Genomic DNA, 14,909 nt, shown 5'->3' with positions numbered 1-14,909 from the left:
CAGCAGCGCGGCGAGCGTCGCGGCGAGCGCGGCCCGCAACTCGGCATCCAGTGCCTGGCGGTCGGCGGCGCGGGCGGCCTGCAGCGCGGCCAGCGTGGCCGCCGCCGCGGCGGCGCCGTCCCGGCCGCGGGATTCGGCCTCGCGCTCAGCCGCCTCGCGGCCCTCGGCGCGGCCGGCCGCCAGCCCGTCCTCCTGGCCGCGGCCATAGCCCTCCTCGAAGCCCTTGAGCTTGCCGGCCTGGAAGGCGGCGTCGCGCTGCCGCTCCTCGGCGGCCAGCCGCTCGGCCAGGTCGCCGCCGGGCCCCGTCAGGGTGGTGAGCAGGGGCGGCAGGAAGGGCCGGGTCATGCCGGGCTGCCTTCCTCGATCCAGGTGCGGAGGACGGCGAGCACTTCCTCGGGCCGGTCGTCCACCATCTCCTGCAGGGCGGTGAGCGAGCCCATGGTGACCTTGAGGTTCGGGCTGATGCTGGCGATCTGCTCCTCGAGCGGCGTGAGCAGCGCATCCTCCGGCGGCGCCACCGCCAGGGCGATGGTGGCGGCCTGCCGCCGGCGGCGCAGCTGCCACAGCCCGGCGCCGCCCAGCAGCACCGCCGCGCCCAGCGGCAGGCTCCACCAGAGCCAGGCCGAGGCCTGCTCCGTCCCGGCCTCGGCCAGCGTCCCCGGCGCGTCCTCGGCACGGAAGCGCATCTGCTCGACCGTCACGCGGTCGCCGCGCTTGTCATCGAAGCCGACCGCGCTGCGCACCAGCGTCGCCAGCCGCTCCAGCTCCGCCGGGCTGCGGTCCCGCACCGCGCCGTCGGGCCCCGGGACGCCGTCCAGCACCACCGCCACGCTCAGGCGGCGCACCGCGCCGGGCTCGCGCACCGTCTCCTCGGTGCGGGAGGAAATCTCGTAGTTGATGGTCTCGCCGCCGCGCTGGCTCTGCGAGGTGGTGCGCTGCTGGTTCTGGTTGACGCCCTGGTTCGGCAGGTTCTGCCCGACGGTGACCGGCTCCCGCCCCTTGCTGTCCTCGCTGCTCTCGCTCTCCGTCTGGGTCTGCCGGCTGCGCTCGACCTGGCCGAGCGGGTCGTACTTCTCCTCGCGGGAGACCGAGCGGGCACCCTCCAGCTCCACCGCGGCGACGGCACGCACCCGCCCGGCGCCGACGATCGGCTCCAGCAGCTCCAGCACGGCGCGGCGCAGCGTGGCTTCCTGCGCCGATTTCAGGTCGGCGATGCGGCCGGCGCCGGCGGCGGTGCCGCCCTCGGCCGCCAGCACCACGCCGTTCGGATCGATGACCGAGACGTCCTCCTGCCGCATCCGCGGCACGGCGCCGGCCACCAGCACCCGGATGGCGGCGGCCTGCCCGGCCGAGAGCCGCTGACCGCCCTGGGTGGTGACGGTGACCGAGGCGGTGGGCGGCGGCGTCTCGCGCGAGAAGCCCTCGCGCTCCGGCAGCACCACATGCACGCGGGCGGTCCGCACGCTGCCGAGCGCGAGGATGGTGCGCGCCAGCTCCCCCTCCAGCGCGCGCAGGCGCTGCACCCGCTGCATGAAGGAGGTCATCTGCATCGGGTTGGCCTGATCGAGCAGCTCGTAGCCGGCGCCGGCCTGGCGCGGCAGGCCCTCGGCGGCGAGCTGCATGCGCAGCCGCGCCACTTGGTCCTCCGGCACCAGGATGGTGCCGTCGCCGCGCGCCTCGATCGGGATCTTCAGCTCTTCCAGCCGGCTGGCGATGCGACCGGCCTCGCCGGGGTCGAGCCCGGAATAGAGCAGCCGGTTCGGCTGGTGCGGCGAGCGGGCAACGAGGAAGACGCCGAGCAGGGCGGCCAGCGCGACGCCGCCGAGCGCGGCCAGCTTCGTCGGGCCGAGCCGCGCCAGGCTCTGACTGAGGCTCTGGCCGATCCCCTGGCCGAGTTCCTTGAACTCGAGCCCGCCCACAGCGGTTCGCACATCCGGCACAGACATTCGGTCTTCCGTCCTGAACCGCCACGGCGCGAATTTTGGCGTGGCGCGAAAAACGATGGACGGTTTATATCAACCAGCGATCGAGATGTCGCGCGAAATTTCCCAGGGGCGCGAGAAGCCGCATGTCCGAAACCTTTGCCAACCCTGCCATCCCCGCTGCGAAAGCGAAAGGCGAAAAGCGCCGCCGCGGTCGCGGGGCCATCATCCTCGTCGCCGCCCTGGTCCTGCTGGGCGGCGGTGGGGCCGCAGCCTACCTCTATGTCCCCGGCGCTGCCGCGCTGGTGGCTGGCCTGCTGCCCGCGAAAGCCGATGAGCACGCCTCGGTCCATCCGGGTTTCATCGAGTTGCCGGAGATGACCGTCACCCTGACCAATGGCGGACGGCCGAGGCAGCTCAAGCTCACCCTCGCGCTCGAGGTCGCCGGCGACCCCGCCCTCCTGCGGCCCGATGTGGTCACCCCGCGGCTCTATGACGGGCTGGTGACCTATCTCCGAACGCTCCGCGACGGAGAGCTTGAGGGGGCGCTGGCGCTCGACCGGCTGCGGGCCGACCTGTTCCGCCGCGTCGACCTGCTGCTGGGCCCCGGCGTGCTGCGCGACGTCCTCGTGACCGGCTTCGTGGTGGCCTGAGCCATGGGCATGAGCGGGGATGAGGGCGACGCCGAGGCCGAAGCCGGCTGGGGTACCGCCGCGACGCAGATGGACCAGGGCGATATCGACAGCCTGTTCGGCGGGCCCGACACGGCCTCCACCCAGCCCGAGAAGCTGGGGCTGGAGGCGCTGGTCGGCGGCGCGGTGCGCTACGAGCGCCTGCCGATGCTGGACATCGTGGTGGACCGGTTGGCCCGCCTGTTGACCAGCAGTGTGCGAAAATTTACGGCGGACAATGCCGACGTGGTGATCAACCGGGTCCGCCCGATCCGGGTGGGCGCCTTCCTCGACAACGTCACCCTGCCGGCGCTGATCGGGGTGATCCGGATCGAGGAATGGGACGGCTACTGCCTGGCGGCTGTGGATTCCCGCCTGATCGGCTCGATCGTCGACATCCTGCTCGGCGGCCGGCGCAACGCGGTCCAGCGGATCGAGGGGCGGCCCTACACCCCCATCGAGCGCACCTTCGTCGAGAAGCTGGTCTCGGTCGTCACCCAGGATCTCAGTCGCGCCTTCGAGGTGGTGGCGCCGGCGACCTTTCGGCTGGAGCGTTTCGAGATCACGCCGGGCTATGCGCTGATCACCAAGCCGACCGCCTCGGCGGTGACCTTCCGGGCCGAGATCACCATGGAAGGCCGCGGCGGCACCGTGGACTTCCTGCTGCCCTATGCCGCGATCGAGCCGGTGCGCGACCTGCTGAGCCAGGAGGTGCTGGGCCGCAAGCAGGGCGGCGACAGCATCTGGCGCAACCACCTGATCGACGAGCTGCCGCGCGCCGCCCTGGAGCTGCGGGCGGTGGTCGAGAGCCGCGACGTGCCCTTCTCGCAGATCGCCGCCTGGCGGCCCGGCACCGAGCTGCGGCTCGATCGCCGGCGGGGGGAGGCGATCGAGGTCTTCTGCCAGGACCTGCTGGTCTGCCGCGCCCAGATGGCGTCGCAGGACGACCGGCTGGTGCTGCGCGTCGAGGAACGCGTCATCGAACCGAACTGGCCGAATTGAAGCGGGGCACCCCGCACGGAGAACCGCATGAATTTCGTCCAGATGCTGGATGCCGCCGGCATCGTCCTGCTGGTCGGGCAGGCCGGCTGGATCGGCCTGCTCTACCGCCGCATGGGCAGCCTGCGCGGCGCGCTCGATTCCGCCGGGGAGGTGATCGAGCAGCTCGACGCCGCGTCGCAGCGGCTCGACGCCTCGGCCGGCGGCATCGCCCGCAAGGTGCGCGACGGCGTGGCCGAGGTGGATGCCAAGCTCACCAGCTGCCGCAAGGTGGCGCAGGAGCTGACGGTCGCCTCGCGCAATGCCGAGGAGATCGCCACGCGCCTCGACCAGGCGGTGCGGCAGACCAAGCGGGTGACGGCGGCCCGCGCCGCGGCGCTGCCGCGCGAGGAGGTGGAGCCGCTCGGCTTCGCCCGCCGCCTGGCCGGCGAGCCGGCCGCCCGGCCGGAGGCCGCCGGGCGGCTGCTGGCGCATGACCTCGCCCTCGCCCCGACCCTTTCGCTGCGCGCCGCCGATCTGATGGAGACGGATGCGCGCCATACCCTCAAGCTGGAAGTGGGCTGACATGACCTTTCGCCGCACGACGCCGCCGACCGAACGGAAACGGGCCCGGCTGCGCCTCGGCCCCCGCCTCGGCCTGCCCATGCTGGCGCTCGGCCTGGCGGCCATGCTGCCGGCCCGCGTTGCCGGTCTGGCCGACCTGCTGCCCGAGCTGGCGCCGGCCGAGACCCGGCCGCGGCCGGTGGCGATGCGGGACGGCACCGCCTTCGCCGTGCCGGTCAGCGCCGCCACCCTGGCGGGCACGCCGCGCGCCAACCCGCTGGGCGAGGACCGCGCCGTGGATGCCCGCATGCTGGCCGAGCTGGCCCGCCGTCAGGCGGAGCTGGAGCGACGGGAGCGGGAGCTGGAGCTGCGCGAGGCCCGCGCCGCCGCCGCCGAGACGCTCGCCCGCACCCAGCTCGGCGAGCTGGGCCGGATGCGGCAGGAGGTGGAGAAGCTGGTGGTGCGGGAGACCGCGGTGGCCGAGGCCGATCTCGAGGCGCTGGTCGCGCTTTACGTCAACATGAAGCCGCCGCAGGCCGCCAAGGTGCTGGAGCGGCTGGAGGCGACGCGCGCGGCCGCCGTGCTGCTGAAGATCCCCGACCGCCAGGCCGGGCCGATCCTCGCTTCCATGGAGCCGCCGGCGGCGCTGGCGGTGACGCAGGAGATCGCCGGCCGGCGCGAGGCCTTCCGGCGCTGAGCCCAGGGCGGATCACGCGTCCCGCTCGTCGCGCGGCGCGCATCCGCTCCACGATCGCTGACCGGGGGCGGCTTGCGTGCCCAGATGCACGCGCAGGCCGCCCCGGCGGGGCACCGCGGCGGGATCAGCCCAGCCGGCCCAGCGCGGTGCCGAAGCTGCCGATCGGCGCCGGGCGGCCGATGAGGTAGCCCTGGATGGCGGCGCAGTCGATCGCCGCCAGCGCCTGGCGCTGCGCCTCGGTCTCGACGCCCTCCGCGATCACCGGCAGGCCCAGCCCGCGCCCGAGCCCGAGGACCGCGCGCACGATTGCCGCGGCCTCCGGCGAGGTGTCGAGGTCCCGCACGAAGCTGCGGTCCACCTTGATCTTGTCGAAGGGGAAGGCGCGCAGCGTGCTGAGCGAGGAATAGCCGGTCCCGAAATCGTCCATCGCCACCCGCACGCCGAGCGCCTTGAGGCGCGTGAGGACGCCGAGGGCCTGGGCTCCGTCGCGGATCAGCACGCCCTCGGTCACCTCCAGCTCCAGCCGCGCCGGGTCCAGCCCGGTCTCGCGCAGCGTCTCGGTCACCAGCGCCACCAGGTCGCCGTGCAGGATCTGCACCGGCGAGATGTTGACCGCGATGTCGAGCGGCCGCGGCCAGGCCGCCGCCTCGGCGCAGGCCTGGCGCAGCACCCAGGCGCCGATCGGCATGATGGCGCCACTCGCCTCGGCCAACGGGACGAACAGGTCGGGCGGGATCATGCCCCGTTCCGGATGGCGCCAGCGCAGCAGCGCCTCGAAGCCCCTGATCCGGCCCGAGGCGACCTCGGCCTGCGGCTGGTAGAGCAGCTGCAGCTCGCCCCGTTCCTCGGCCCGGCGCAAATCCTGTTCCAGCTGGCGGCGGGTGCGCGTCTCGGCTTCCATCTCGGGGTCGTAGAAGGCGAAGCCGTTCCGCCCTGCCTCCTTGGCGCGATACAGCGCCATGTCCGCGCGGGTGAGCAGCGCATCCGGCGCATCGCCATCGAGCGGGAATACGGCGACGCCAATCGAGGCGGAGACCGAGGCCTGCTGCCCGGCCTGCAGGGCGTAGGGCCGCGCCAGCACCGCGTTCAACCGCTTGGCCAGGCTCGACGCCCGGGACAGGTCGACGCCGGACTGCAGGACCACGAACTCGTCGCCACCCAGCCGCGCAGCGAAGTCGGCCTCGCGCAGCTCGGCCCGCAGCCGGCCGGCGACCTGGCGCAGCAGCTCGTCGCCGGCGGCATGCCCGTGCAGATCGTTCACCGCCTTGAAGCGATCGAGGTCGAGGCAAAGGACCGCCAGGCCACGGCCCGTCACGCGTGCCTGCCGCACCTCGTCCACCAGGCGTTCGCGCAGCAGCAGCCGGTTGCCGAGATCCGTGAGCGGATCGTGCAGCGCGAGGTGGCGGATGCGCGCTTCGCTGGCGAGGGAGGCGCGCAGGTCGCGCACCGCCACCACCCGTCGCTGGCCGGCGCCGGAGGCAAGCGGCCTGACCCGCAGCTCGACGGGCACGGGCTGGTCGCCGCTGCCGGTCAGGCCCGCCGCCACCGGTCGCCGCTCCGCCTCGGCCAGCAGGGCAAGCACCGGCTGCTCCGGCCCGGGATCGAGGAAGCGGTCGATGCGCGCGCCCAGCACCGCATGCCGCGGCTGCCCGAGCAGCTCGGCAAGCTGGCGGTTGACCTCGGTGATGACCGGGCCGTCGCAGATGGCCACGCCTTCGAAGGTGGCCTCGGCCAGGCCGCGCAGCCGCGCGCTTTCCTGCGCCTGCCAGCGCGTCTCGGCCCAGGCCTCGAACAGCAGGGCGGCAAGGCCGGCCAGCAGCAGCAGGATGGCGCCGAGGCTGAGCACGAGGGTGAGCAGGCGGTGATCGCCGGCCGCATCGGGCACCGGCAGCGCGCCGTCGGGGAACACCTCGACCGCTGCCATGCCGATGAAGTGGACGGCGGCGATGGCGGCAACCTGCACCGGCGCGGCGCGCAGATGGGGCCGCGGCCCGGCGCCACTGGCCAGCCGGAAGGCCAGGGCGCCCAGCAGCATGACGGAAGCGAGGGAGACGACGACGAAGGCCGGGTCGAACCGCAGCCAGGCCTGCATATGCAGCCCGGCCATGCCAAGATAATGCATGCTGCCCATGCCCGCCCCGGCAAGCGCGCCGCCGAGCAGGCAACGGAGGGACCCGGCATCGGCGCCGGGCCTCGCCCGGCACAGGCCTGCCCCGATCACCGCCGCCGCCACCGCCAGCAATGCCGAGCCGAGCGTCGGGCCGAGGGCGAAGCCGGTGGGCAGGCCGGGATCATAGGCCAGCATGGCGACGAAATGCGTCATCCAGGCGCCGCCGCCGAGCACCAGCCCGGCGAGGCCCTGCCAGAGCCGCTGCCGCCGCGCCTGCCCGAGGCGATCCGCAGCGCGCATGCGGCCGAGCAGAAGACAGGCGGTCAGGCTGGCCAGGGCGCAGATCAGGACGGCACCGGCCAGTCTCCAGGGGTCGTGCTCGTCAGACAGGCAGCCGATCACGCGCAGCATCTCTCGCTTTCCGCTCGCCTCGCCGGGCGGCATGGGACGCCATGCCGGACCTGCGGGAGGTCGATGCCGCAGAATAATCTTTCATTGTTCTCCGCAGGCCGCGCCGCGTGCCTCATCCCGCCGGCATCCCGGCGGCGCGCCGGCGACTGGCGCGGGATGCCAGGTGGCGGGCGATGCCAGGCGGCAGTCCGGTCCAAGGCCCCGGACGGGTTCCGGCCCCCTCGGCGGCTCAGCGCCGCGCGGCCTTGCGGCCGGCCTGTGCCCAGACGATGCCGATCACCTTCGCCACCGCCTCGAAATGCGCCTTGGGGATGGTGTCGCCGATATCCACGCTGGCGTGCAGGGCACGGGCCAGCGGCTTCTCCTCCACCACGGGCACGCCGGCCGCGCGTGCCGCCTCGCGGATGCGCAGCGCCACCGCATCCACCCCCTTGGCGACGCAGACGGGCGCCGGATCCTCGCCGCGGCGATAGCGCAGCGCCACGGCGAAGTGGGTGGGGTTGGCGATCACCACCGTCGCCTTCGGCACCTCGGCCAGCATCCGCCGCTTGGAGCCCTGGCGCTGCAGCTTGCGCCGATGCGCCTTGGCATGTGGGTCGCCCTCGGTGGACCGCAGCTCCTCCTTCATCTCCTGCAGGCTCATGCGCTGCCGGCGGCGATACTCGAACTGCTGGAAGCTGACATCGAACAGCGCGATCACGCCGTAGACGAGCGTTGCGGTGCCGAGCAGGGCCAGCAGCACCTCCCGTGCCAGAGGCACGAAGGCCACCGGGTCGAGCGCGGCGAAGCCGGGGCTGCGGTCGAAGAGCGGGCGGATGACCAGATAGGCGGCGCCAGCCGAGGCCGTGGCCTTCAGCAGCGACTTGCCGAATTCCACCAGCGCCTTCAGGCCGAAGATGCGCTTCAGGCCGCGCATCGGCGAAAGGTGAGAGGGCTTCGGCCGGATCCGCTCCGCCGCCACCACGCAGGAACCCTGCGCCAGGTAGGGCACGAGGCCGCCCGCGATCATCAGGCCGAGGAGCGGCAGCAGCACCAGCGCGACGGCGCCGGCGAGGCCAAGGCCGACATCGCGCAACCCCACCTCGTTCAGGTCCGCCCAGCCCTCCGGCTGCTCGATGAAGGGCAGCAGCACGGCGGCAAGATGCCCGGCGAGGAGATGGCCGCCGAGGCCGATCGCCACCAGCACCGCGAGATGGACGCCGAAGCTGGCGCCTTCGCGCGAGATGGGGACGTCGCCGCGCCGTCGTGCCTCCTCGAGCTTGCGTGGCGAGGCGTCGAGCGTCTTTTCCTGGCCGTCCTCCTCCGACATCGCGCCCCCGTTCGTCTCAGCGCAGCCGCAGGCCCTGGCCGAGCGCGCCCAGCGCCTCCCCGATCAGGGAGGGCGCGGTGGCCGCCAGCAGGTAGAGCCCGGCCAGCAGCAGGGCCGGCGCACCGATCATGAAGACCGGCATGGCCGGCAGGGCGCGGTTGATCCCGGCCATGGCGAGGTTGGCCGCGAGCGCCAGCACCAGGAAGGGCATCGAAAGCTGCACGGCCAGGGCGAAGCAGCGCGCGACGGCGCCGACCAGCAGCGCGGCGGTCTGCGGCAGGTCGGGCAGCGTGCCCAGCGCCACCACCTCGTAGCTCTCGGCCATCGCGCGCAGCGCCGCATGGTGGCCGCCGACGGCGAAGAGCGCGGCGATGCTGCCGGCCTGGATGGCGGCGCCGAGGGTGGCCGTGGCGTCCGGCCCCATGCCGGTGGTGAAGATATTGGCCAGGCCGATGCACTGGCCGATCACCTGGCCCGCTGTCTGGATCCCCGCCACCACCAGCCGGCCGAGCAGGCCGAGCACGATGCCGGCGGTGATCTCGGCCAGCAGCATCCGCAGCGTGTCCCAGGTGGTGGCGCCGGCCGTTGCCGGCCCGGCGACCGGGGCGAGGCAGAGTGCCATGGCGAGCGCGGCCAGGATGCGGATGCGCGCCGGCACGCCGGCATCGCCGAAGCCCGGCAGCAGCAGCAGCGCCGCCGAGATGCGGCAGAAGACCAGCAGCAGGCGATGCAGCTCCGCCGGCAGCGCGACCTGCAGGGCGAGCGCCGCCTCCACGCTAAATCTGGCCGACCGTGCGCAGCCGCGTGCGCTGGTGCAGCTCGGCATGGGAGATCACGGCGATCGTCGGATTGATCCGCTCCACCAGCTGCCGGATGAAGGGCCGCGCCGGGGCGGAGGTGAGGATCGCCGGCCAGTCGCCGCGCGCCGTCGCCTCGCCGATCCGGCTGCGCATGTTGCCCACCAGCTCCTGCACCCTGGATGGCGCGAGGACGAAGCTGCGCTGGTCGCCCTCCTCGATGATCGCCTCGGACACCTCCCGCTCCCACTCCGGCGAGAGGACCAGGGCGGTGACGTTGCCGTCCTCCTGCGCCAGGCCGCGGCAGATCTGCATGGCCAGTCGCTGGCGGACATGCTCGGCAAGCTGCGGCACACTGCGGGTGAAGCTCGCTGCCTCATGCAGCGCCTCGAGGATCAGGGGCAGGTTGCGGATCGAAACCCGCTCGGCCAGCAGCGTCGCCAGCACCTTCTGGACCGAGGAGAGCGGCAGCAGGCCGGGGACGAGATCGGCGGCGAGGCGCTGGTGCTCCTGCGCGAGACCGTCCAGCAGCCGCTGGGTTGCGGCATAGCCCTGCAGCGCCGCCATATGGGTCTTCAGCAGCTCGGCCAGATGGGTCGTCACCACCGTCTCGAGGTCGACGACGGTGAGCCCCGCCCGCATCGCCGCCTCACGGTGCTCGGCATCGATCCAGCGGGCGCGGATGCGGAAGGCCGGCTCCAGCGTGTCGATGCCGGGGATGCCGATCTCCTGCCCGCCGGGGGAGAAAGCGAGCAGGCGGCCGAGCATCATCGTCTCCCGCGCCACCTCCACGCCCTGCACCTGCACCGAGTATTCGCCGGAGGCGAGGTTGAGGTTGTCCTTGATGCGCACCGCGGGCAGCACGAAGCCGAATTCGAGCCCGAAGGAGCGGCGCAGCTTCTTGACCCGGTCGGCGATGCCGCCCTGCCGCCCGGCGGTCAGCGGCACCAGGCCCATGCCGAGCTCGAGGCAGACCTCGTCCACCCGGATCAGGTCGTTGATGGATTCCTCGGCCGCAGCGGCGCCTGCGCCGGCGGCGGGCTCCGCCGCGGCCTGGGCGGCGCGCTGCGCGCTGCGATGCGCCAGCCAGCCGCCGCCGGCGGCGAGCGCGCCGAGGACGATGAAGGGCATGAAGGGCAAGCCGGGCAGCAGGGCGAAGAGCCCGGCGAGCGCCGCGGCGAGGTAGAGCGGCTTCGGCTGGGCGCCGAGCTGGCCGACCAGCGCTTTGTCGGCGGAGCCGCGCAGGTTGCCCTTGGTCACCAGCATGCCGGCGCCGATCGAGACGATCAGGCCGGGGATCTGCGAGACGATGCCGTCGCCGATCGACAGGGTGACGTAGTGCGAGGCGGCGGTCGACAGCGGCAGGTTGTGCCGCAGGGTGCCGATGACGATGCCGCCCAGCACGTTGACGCCGGTGATGATGATGGCGGCGACCGCGTCGCCGCGGACGAATTTCGAGGCGCCGTCCATGGCGCCATAGAAGCCGCTCTCGTCCTCCAGCTCCCGCCGGCGGCGCCGCGCCTCCTTGTCGTCGATGGTGCCGGCCGCCAGATCGGCGTCGATGGCCATCTGCTTGCCTGGCATGGCGTCCAGGCTGAAGCGCGCCGCCACCTCGGCGATGCGCGTCGCGCCCTTGGTGACGACGACGAAGTTCACCACGATCAGGATGGCGAAGACGATCACGCCGATGATGAAGTCGCCGCCGACGACGAAGGACGCGAAGCCGTGGATCACCCCGCCCGCCGCTTCCAGCCCCTGATGGCCGTTGGCGAGGATGAGCCGCGTGGTGGCGAGGTTGAGGGCCAGCCGCAGCATCGTCGCCATCAGCAGGACGGTCGGGAAGGCGGAGAAGTCGAGCGGCCGGTCGATCCAGATGGCGACCATCAGGATCAGCACGGACAGGGTGATGGAGGTGGCGAGGCCGATATCCACCAGCCAGGTGGGCATCGGCAGGACGAGCACCGCCAGCAGCACGACCAGTGCCGCGGCGAACAGCAGGTCCTGGTGGCCCAGGCCGCGCTTCAGCCGGTCAAGGATGCCCATGTCGATAGGTCCGTCAGAGGCCGACGATGCGGTGCGCGATCTCGTCCATGAAGGCGCGCAGCGCGGCGAAGCCGAGCGGCAGGCTGAGCATGACGACGACCAGGGTGACGGCGATCTTCGGCACCGCCGCCAGCGTCATCTCCTGGATCTGCGTCAGCGCCTGCAGGATGGAGACGAGGAGGCCGGTCACCAGCGCCGCCATGAGCGGCGGGCCGGCGACGATGATGGTGGCCCAGAAGCCGCTGCGCAGGATCTCGACGACGTCGCCCTCGTTCATCGGGCGGCGCCGCGGGGCGGATGGCGCATGAAGATTCTCCCGGCGGGCGGTGCGGCGTCAGACCGCCATGCGCAGGATGTCGGAATAGGCGGCCAGGGCGCGGTCGCGCAGCTGGCTGACCACCTGCACGGTCAGCTCGGCCGAGGCGGCGGCCTGCACCACCTCCTGCACATCGGCGGTTCCGGCGACGCCGCGGGCGCTGGTCGTCTCGGACTGCCGCAGCGTGTTCAGCGCGCCGCGCGCGGCGTCGCCCACCATGCTGCCGAAATCGCTGCGGGTCGCGGCCTGGGCGCCATAGGCACGCATGGCGACGGAGACGGGCTGGATGGCGGCGGTCTGCGGGGTCATGGCCAGGGTCAGCCTTTCAGGATCTCGAGCGTCTTGGCGTACATGGAGCGGGCCTGCTGCACGACGGCGACGGAGGCTTCGTAGGACACCTGCGCGGCGCGCAGATCGGCCTGCTCGACCAGCGGCTGGACGTTGGGCAGCTTGACGTAGCCGCGCGCATCCGCCGCGGGGTGGCCGGGGTCGTATTCCAGGCGGAACTCGCCGGGGTCGCGGGTGATGCGCCCGGGCACCACCAGCCGGGCGCCGGACGCGCGGTCCACCTGCTGCTCGAAGGTCAGCACGCGCCGGCTGTAGGGGTCGCCGCCGGGCACCGCCGCGGTGCTTTCGGCATTGGTCAGGTTCTCGGCGGCGAGGCGCATGCGCACGGCCTGGGCCGACATGCCGGAGGCGGCGGTGGCCATGGCCTGGCCGATCGCGCCGACGCCGCCGACGGGGGAGCCACGATAGGGCATGGTCAGCGGCCCCCGGCGGCGGTGCGCAGCAGCGCGACGTTGCGGCGGTAGACGGTGGTCGCCAGGTCGTAGGCGCGGGCGACGTCGGCCTGCTTCAGCATCTGCTCCTCGAGATCGACGGTGTTGCCGTCCGGGTCCTCGCCGTTGGAGGCACGGCGGCCGCGCAGCGGCGCGGCGCCCGGCCCGGCATCGGTGACATGGCCGGCCCGCGTCGCCGCCTGCGGCAGCGGCGCGCCGGGCATGGCGCGCAGCAGGGCGCTGTCGAAGGCGAAGCCCTTCAGGTCGCGCGCCTGGTAGTGCGGGGTGTCGGCATTGGCGATGTTCTGCGCCAGCAGGTTCTGCCGCTCGGCCAGGTAGCGCATGCGCGCGCCCGTGACGCGGAAGACGTCGATGCCGTCGAGCATGTGGGTTCTCCGCAGCACCGCGAGATATGGTGTGATATGAGGCATCAATAATCGCATCTATGGTTGAGTTCCATAGTTTTTCGCATGGACGTGATGGCGGCCCTGCGCGAAACTCGGTCAGCGGCCTGTCCCGGCCGAGGCCCTCTGGGAAGCGCAGCGTGACATCCAGCCCGGCAGACACCCCTGGCCGCCCGTCGGCGACCATTCCCTCTCCCCGCTTGGCCGCCACCCTGGCCGATGCGGCGGCGCAGATCGGCCGGCTGCCCCGGGCGGAACGCTGGGGCACCCTGGCCGGCGTTCGCGGGGCAAGCCTGACCGTGGTCGGCCTCGGCCGCAGCCTCTCGGTCGGCGACCGGCTGCAATTGCTGCGGCCCGGCGCCGCGCCGATCCCGGCCGAGCTGGTGGCCTTCGGCCCCGGTGGCGCGGTCGCCGTGCCCGAAGGCCGGACCGAAGGCCTGGCGCCGGGCGGCCGCATCCTGCTGGGAGAAGCGCCGATGCTCTTTCCCTGCGATGCCTGGCTGGGCCGGGTGGTGGACGGGCTGGGGCAGCCGCTGGACGGGGCCGGGCCATTGCCGGCGGGCCGACGGCCAGCGCCGCTGCGCAGCCCGCCGCCGGATTCGCTGCGCCGCAAGCTGCTGGGCCGCCGGCTGGAAACCGGCATCCGCGCCATCGACGTCTTCACGCCGATCTGCCGCGGGCAGCGCATGGGCGTCTTTGCCGCCTCCGGCGTCGGCAAGTCCACGCTGATGGGCATGCTGGCGCGGTTCGTCGAAAGCGACGTCATCGTCGTCGGGCTGGTCGGCGAGCGGGGGCGGGAGGTGCGGGAATTCCTCGACCGCACCTTGGACGAGGCTGCCCGCCGCCGCTCGGTGGTGGTGGTCGCCACCTCGGACCAGCCGGCGCTGGCGCAACGCCGCGCCGCGCAGGCCAGCCTGGCCGTTGCCGAGTATTTTCGCGCGGAAGGACGGCAGGTCTTCCTGCTGCTGGATTCCGTCACCCGCCTGGCGCATGCGCAGCGGCAGATCGGCCTGGCCGCCGGCGAGCCAGCAACGGCGCGGTCCTACACCCCTTCGGTCTTCACCGAATTGCCGGCGCTGCTGGAGCGGGCCGGGCCGGGCCCCGAGGGGGAGGGGGACATCACCGCCCTGTTCACCGTGCTGGTGGATGGCGACGACCATGACGAGCCGATCGCCGATGCGGTGCGCGGCATCCTGGACGGCCATCTGGTGCTCGACCGCAAGATCGGCGAGCGCGGCCGCTGGCCGGCGATCGACGTGCTGCGCTCGGTCAGCCGGTCCCTGCCGGGCTGCCATGCGGCGGAGGAGATGGCGCTGCTGGCCGAGGGGCGGCGGCAGCTGACGACCTATGCGGACATGGCCGAGCTGATCCGCCTTGGTGCCTACCGCGCCGGCAGCGACCCGGCGGTCGATGCGGCGATCCGCCTGCAACCGGGGCTGGAAGCCTTCCTCAGCCAGGGCATCGCGGAACGCGCCCCTGCGCCCGAGGCCTTCGCCCGGCTGGCCATGGTCCTCGGCGGCGAAGGGGAGGGCTGAGGCGGCCGCCGGAAGGGCCGGAAGGGCGGCTTGGATCGGCTGGCCGGTCCAGGCGACGACCAAACGGCATGGCCCTGCCCTGGCAGAGCGCGGTCAGCCCCGAACGCCGCAACGCTCCCGCCCCTTGCCCCATGGGCGGCAGGCCGGTCGCGGCCCGCCGCGATCCATCCCAGGGAGCACCCGCCGGCCGGCGGTCCGCGCGCCGGCGGGGACCGCCGCGCCGCGCCAGGCTGGCGGCGGCGCGGTCCTTCGCCTCAGTGTCCATCCGGGAACATGGTGAGTCATCTGAATCGGTTGTGACTGGCGGGTTGCGGCGGGTGGTGCGCGATTTGGCGGGATGTGGACGCCGGAGAACCGCGGTCGGTATGACCGC

Annotated in this window: 15 protein-coding genes; 5 read left to right on the top strand and 10 right to left on the bottom strand. The window is 73.1% G+C overall.

What is annotated here, in order from left to right:
• The coding region (locus E2C05_RS20250) for a hypothetical protein (RefSeq protein ID WP_456306510.1) at positions 1 to 345 on the bottom strand (345 nt) is incomplete at its 3' end.
• Complete coding sequence (gene fliF / locus E2C05_RS20245; RefSeq protein WP_133221473.1) at positions 342 to 1,946, bottom strand: flagellar basal-body MS-ring/collar protein FliF; 1,605 nt, start codon at positions 1,944 to 1,946, stop codon at positions 342 to 344. The genes fliF and E2C05_RS20250, both read right to left, overlap by 4 nt.
• 122 nt (positions 1,947 to 2,068) lie before the next feature.
• Between fliF and E2C05_RS20240 the strand changes: the two genes are divergently transcribed.
• Genes E2C05_RS20240 through E2C05_RS20225 form a run of 4 tightly spaced genes read left to right on the top strand, consistent with a single transcriptional unit; the run spans position 2,069 to position 4,832 of the window.
• The gene (locus E2C05_RS20240) at positions 2,069 to 2,575 is read left to right on the top strand and encodes a flagellar basal body-associated FliL family protein (RefSeq protein ID WP_133221472.1); all 507 of its coding nucleotides are present in this window, start codon (positions 2,069 to 2,071) and stop codon (positions 2,573 to 2,575) included.
• 9 nt (positions 2,576 to 2,584) lie between these two features.
• On the top strand, positions 2,585 to 3,595 hold the full coding sequence (locus tag E2C05_RS20235; protein ID WP_240046802.1) for a FliM/FliN family flagellar motor switch protein: 1,011 nt from the start codon (positions 2,585 to 2,587) through the stop codon (positions 3,593 to 3,595).
• A gap of 27 nt (positions 3,596 to 3,622) precedes the next feature.
• Positions 3,623 to 4,156 (top strand): hypothetical protein, encoded by a 534-nt coding sequence (locus E2C05_RS20230; protein WP_133221470.1) that lies wholly within the window; start codon positions 3,623 to 3,625, stop codon positions 4,154 to 4,156.
• Position 4,157: 1 nt separating this feature from the next.
• Positions 4,158 to 4,832, top strand: coding sequence for a MotE family protein (locus E2C05_RS20225; RefSeq protein WP_133221469.1), 675 nt, complete (start codon positions 4,158 to 4,160; stop codon positions 4,830 to 4,832).
• Positions 4,833 to 4,956: 124 nt separating this feature from the next.
• Here the strand turns inward: E2C05_RS20225 and E2C05_RS20220 are convergent, their stop codons facing one another.
• The 8 genes from E2C05_RS20220 to E2C05_RS20185 form a co-directional block, all read right to left on the bottom strand.
• Positions 4,957 to 7,353, bottom strand: a complete 2,397-nt coding sequence (locus tag E2C05_RS20220) for a putative bifunctional diguanylate cyclase/phosphodiesterase (protein ID WP_158292252.1) — start codon at positions 7,351 to 7,353, stop codon at positions 4,957 to 4,959.
• A 229-nt stretch (positions 7,354 to 7,582) separates the two neighbouring features.
• Entirely contained in the window at positions 7,583 to 8,662 is a 1,080-nt protein-coding gene (locus tag E2C05_RS20215) for an EscU/YscU/HrcU family type III secretion system export apparatus switch protein (RefSeq protein WP_133221467.1), read from the bottom strand.
• A gap of 16 nt (positions 8,663 to 8,678) precedes the next feature.
• On the bottom strand, positions 8,679 to 9,437 hold the full coding sequence (locus tag E2C05_RS20210; RefSeq protein ID WP_240046801.1) for a flagellar biosynthetic protein FliR: 759 nt from the start codon (positions 9,435 to 9,437) through the stop codon (positions 8,679 to 8,681).
• A gap of 1 nt (position 9,438) precedes the next feature.
• Positions 9,439 to 11,502, bottom strand: a complete 2,064-nt coding sequence (gene flhA, locus E2C05_RS20205) for a flagellar biosynthesis protein FlhA (protein WP_133221465.1) — start codon at positions 11,500 to 11,502, stop codon at positions 9,439 to 9,441.
• A 13-nt stretch (positions 11,503 to 11,515) separates the two neighbouring features.
• Positions 11,516 to 11,779: a flagellar biosynthetic protein FliQ gene (locus E2C05_RS20200; RefSeq protein WP_133221464.1), complete on the bottom strand. Its 264-nt coding sequence runs from the start codon at positions 11,777 to 11,779 to the stop codon at positions 11,516 to 11,518.
• Positions 11,780 to 11,836: 57 nt separating this feature from the next.
• Positions 11,837 to 12,127 carry a flagellar hook-basal body complex protein FliE gene (locus E2C05_RS20195; RefSeq protein WP_133221463.1) on the bottom strand — a complete coding sequence of 97 codons (291 nt, stop codon included), beginning with the start codon at positions 12,125 to 12,127 and terminating at the stop codon, positions 11,837 to 11,839.
• A gap of 8 nt (positions 12,128 to 12,135) precedes the next feature.
• Positions 12,136 to 12,579: a flagellar basal body rod protein FlgC gene (flgC, locus tag E2C05_RS20190; protein ID WP_133221462.1), complete on the bottom strand. Its 444-nt coding sequence runs from the start codon at positions 12,577 to 12,579 to the stop codon at positions 12,136 to 12,138.
• A 2-nt stretch (positions 12,580 to 12,581) separates the two neighbouring features.
• Positions 12,582 to 12,983, bottom strand: coding sequence for a flagellar basal body rod protein FlgB (locus E2C05_RS20185; RefSeq protein WP_133221461.1), 402 nt, complete (start codon positions 12,981 to 12,983; stop codon positions 12,582 to 12,584).
• 218 nt (positions 12,984 to 13,201) lie between these two features.
• Here E2C05_RS20185 and E2C05_RS20180 point away from each other — a divergent pair, with 218 nt between their 5' ends.
• Positions 13,202 to 14,536, top strand: a complete 1,335-nt coding sequence (locus tag E2C05_RS20180; RefSeq protein WP_240046800.1) for a FliI/YscN family ATPase — start codon at positions 13,202 to 13,204, stop codon at positions 14,534 to 14,536.
• Positions 14,537 to 14,909: the final 373 nt, after the last annotated feature.

It is taken from the genome of Paracraurococcus ruber, from assembly GCF_004353985.1.
Classification (GTDB): domain Bacteria; phylum Pseudomonadota; class Alphaproteobacteria; order Acetobacterales; family Acetobacteraceae; genus Paracraurococcus; species Paracraurococcus ruber.
Note: the sequence above shows the minus strand (reverse complement) of the source record. Positions and strands in the feature narration are given on the sequence as shown.